Genomic DNA, 3,196 nt, shown 5'->3' with positions numbered 1-3,196 from the left:
TCACCGCATCGGGCCGGGCGGGCCGTGCACGGGTCGCGTTCCACCTGTGGAACGACCTCGAGGACGTCGAGCTCGCCGCGACCGCGCTGGGGCGTTGACTCGCGGGGCCGTTGACCGCTGGACCGGTGACGCGGAAGCTCAGCGCCCTGCGTCCCGAACCGGGTTCGAGAGCGTGCCCAGCCCCGAGACGGTGACGTCGACCGTGTTCCCGTCGACGATGGGCCCCACGCCCGCCGGAGTGCCGGTGAGGATGACGTCGCCGGGCAGCAGGGTGAAGACGCTCGAGGCGTAGGCGATGATCGCGGGGATCGAGTGCACCATGTCGGCGAGCCGGCCGTGCTGCCGTCGCTCGCCGTCGACGCTCACCTCGATGGTTCCCGATTCGAGGTCGAGGTCGGTGTCGATGACGGGCCCCAGCGGGCAGAACGTGTCGAAGCCCTTCGCGCGCGTCCACTGGCCGTCGCGCCGCTGCAGGTCGCGGGCCGTGACGTCGTTCGCGATCGTGTACCCGAAGATCACGCCCGCGGCATCCGCCTCGGCCACGTTCCTCGCGATGCGGCCGATGACCACGGCCACTTCGCCCTCATGCTCGACCTGCTCGCTCTGCGCCGGCAGCACGATGGCGTCGCCCGGACCGATGACCGACGTGTTCGGCTTCAGGAACAGCAGCGGCTCGGTTGGCGCCTCGCCGCCCATCTCCTCGGCGTGCTCACGGTAGTTCTTGCCCACCGCGACCACCTTCGACCGCGGGATGACGGGCGCGAGCAGCTTCGCCTCGCTCAGCGGCACACGCTCGCCCGTGGGCTCGAAGCCCGCGAACATCGGGTCGGCCTTCAGCACGACGAGCTCGTCATCCTCCTCGTCGAGGATGCCGAAGGCGATGGTCTCGCCGTGGGAGAATCGCGCGATCTTCATGCTGCCAGCCTATTGGTCGGAGGCATCGGCGATGAGTCGCTTGCCGAGGCTCACCGCGCGGTCGGGCTCGTAGCCGAGCGAGCGGTACCAGTCGATGACGCCCTGGTTCGTAGAGCGCACCTGCAGGTTGAGCTTGGGGCATCCCAGCGCGACGAGGAGCCGCTCGGCCTCGGCCATGATCGCCGCCCCCAGGCCCTCGCCGCGACGCGACGCGTCGACCGCGAGGTAGTTCACCCAGCCGCGATGGCCGTCGTAGCCGACCATCGCCGCGCCCACCACCGCTCCCCCGTCGTCCTCGGCGACGAGGAACAGGTCGGGCTGCACCGTGAGCTTGCGCTCGATGTCGCGATACGGGTCGTTCCACGGGACCACCAGGCCGGCAGCGCGCCAGAGCGCCACCACCGGCTCGGTGTCCTCACGGCGGAACGGCCGGATGGCCGCGCCCGGCATCAGGCGTCGAGGCGGGTCAGCCAGCCGTGGCGGTCCTCGACGCGGCCGTACTGGATGCCGGTGAGCTCCTCGCGGAGCGAGAGCGCCAGCTCCGAGGCCGCCGATCCCGAGTGCACGATCTCGAAGTCCTCGGCGAGCAGGCGGCCGATGGGCGTGATGACCGCCGCGGTGCCGCACGCGAACGCGCCCACGATGTCGCCGGATGCCGCGCCCTCCCGCCACTCGTCGATCGTGACCTTTCGGCTCTCGACCGTGTGGCCGCGGTCCTTCGCGAGCTGCAGCACCGAGTCGCGCGTGATGCCCTCGAGGATCGAGTCGGACTCGGGCGTGACGAGCGTGCCGTCGCGGTAGACGAGCACGACGTTCATGCCCCCGAGCTCCTCGAGGTACTTCCCCTCGTCGAGGAACAGCACCTGCTGGCACCCGTGCTCGGCCGCCTCGGCCTGCGGCAGCAGGCTCGACGCGTAGTTGCCGCCGGTCTTCGCCGCACCGGTGCCGCCCTTGCCGGCGCGTGCGTACTTCGTCGACAGCCAGATCGACACGGGCTGCACGCCGCCGTGGAAGTACGCTCCGGCCGGGCTCGCGATGAGGTAGTAGGCGACCTTCTTCGCGGGGCGCACGCCGAGGAACGCCTCCTTCGCGAACATGAACGGGCGCAGGTAGAGGCTCATCTCGGGAGCCGTCGGCACCCACGCGCCGTCGACCGCGACGAGCTGGCGCAGCGAGTCGATGAAGKACTCGCTCGGCAGCTCGGGCAGGGCGAGACGGGCCGCCGAGCGCTGCATGCGCGCCGCGTTCTCGTAGGGCCGGAAGGTCCAGACGGAGCCGTCGGCGTGGCGGTAGGCCTTCAGGCCCTCGAAGATCTCCTGCGCGTAGTGCAGCACCGCGGCCGACGGCTCGAGCTGGATCGGGCCGTAGGGCGAGACGCGCGGGCGGTGCCATCCGCCCTTCTCCGACCAGCAGAGGTCGACCATGTGGTCGGTGAAGTGGTTGCCGAAGCCGGGGTCGGCGAGGATCGCGTCGCGCTCGGCGTCGGTCTTCGCCGCGTCGTTGCGGGTGACGTTCCAGGTGAGTCCTGCAGCGGACGGGGCCTGGAGCGGGAGGTTGATGGTCATGTTGTCGTCCTTCGGGTGCGGTTACTCGTCTGCGTCGATGCGGGCGACGATCGCGTCGCCGACCTCGGAGGTCGATCGTGCGGCGTCGCCGCGTTGGGCGATGTCGGCGGCGACCGCCCGCCGCACCTTCGCTGCCTGCTCCTCGTGACCCAGGTGGTCGAGGAGCAGTGCCACGGAGAGGATGGCGGCGGTGGGGTCGGCGATGCCCTTCCCGGCGATGTCGGGCGCGGATCCGTGGACCGGCTCGAACATGCTCGGGAACCGGCCGTCGGGGTTGATGTTGCCCGAGGCCGCGAGTCCGATGCCGCCGCTGATCGCGCCGGCCAAGTCGGTGAGGATGTCGCCGAAGAGGTTGTCCGTGACGATGACATCGAATCTAGCAGGATCCGTGACGAGGAAGATGGTCGCGGCGTCGACGTGGAGGTAGTCGACCTCGACCTCGGGGAACTCGGCGGCGACGGCGTCGACCGTGCGTTTCCAGAGCGACCCGGCGAAGACGAGCACGTTCGTCTTGTGCACGAGGGTGAGCTTCCTGCGCGGGCGAGCGGATGCCGCCGCGAAGGCGTAGCGCACGACGCGCTCGACCCCGTAGGCGGTGTTCACCGAGACCTCGTTGGCCACCTCGGCGGGCGTGCCGACGCGGATCGCACCGCCGTTGCCGACGTAGGGCCCCTCGGTGCCCTCGCGGACGACGACGAAGTCGACCTCGCCGGGGT

4 protein-coding genes are annotated in these 3,196 nt (G+C 70.6%); all 4 read right to left on the bottom strand.

Annotated elements, in window-relative coordinates:
* Window positions 1-138: 138 nt before the first annotated feature.
* The gene (locus AC1DY2_RS17755) at window positions 139-915 is read right to left on the bottom strand and encodes a fumarylacetoacetate hydrolase family protein (RefSeq protein ID WP_476763611.1); all 777 of its coding nucleotides are present in this window, start codon (window positions 913-915) and stop codon (window positions 139-141) included.
* A 9-nt stretch (window positions 916-924) separates the two neighbouring features.
* A complete protein-coding gene (locus AC1DY2_RS17750) occupies window positions 925-1,365 on the bottom strand; it encodes a GNAT family acetyltransferase (protein WP_476763610.1) in 441 nt (146 codons plus the stop codon).
* A complete protein-coding gene (locus AC1DY2_RS17745; protein WP_476763609.1) occupies window positions 1,365-2,480 on the bottom strand; it encodes a branched-chain amino acid aminotransferase in 1,116 nt (371 codons plus the stop codon). The genes AC1DY2_RS17750 and AC1DY2_RS17745 overlap by 1 nt, the downstream gene beginning before the upstream one ends.
* A gap of 21 nt (window positions 2,481-2,501) precedes the next feature.
* A partial coding sequence (locus tag AC1DY2_RS17740) for a 3-isopropylmalate dehydrogenase (RefSeq protein WP_476763608.1) occupies window positions 2,502-3,196 on the bottom strand: 695 nt, incomplete at its 5' end.

This window comes from Agromyces sp. P1_H4 (genome assembly GCF_056405255.1).
This window is presented reverse-complemented; position numbering and strand designations above follow the sequence as displayed.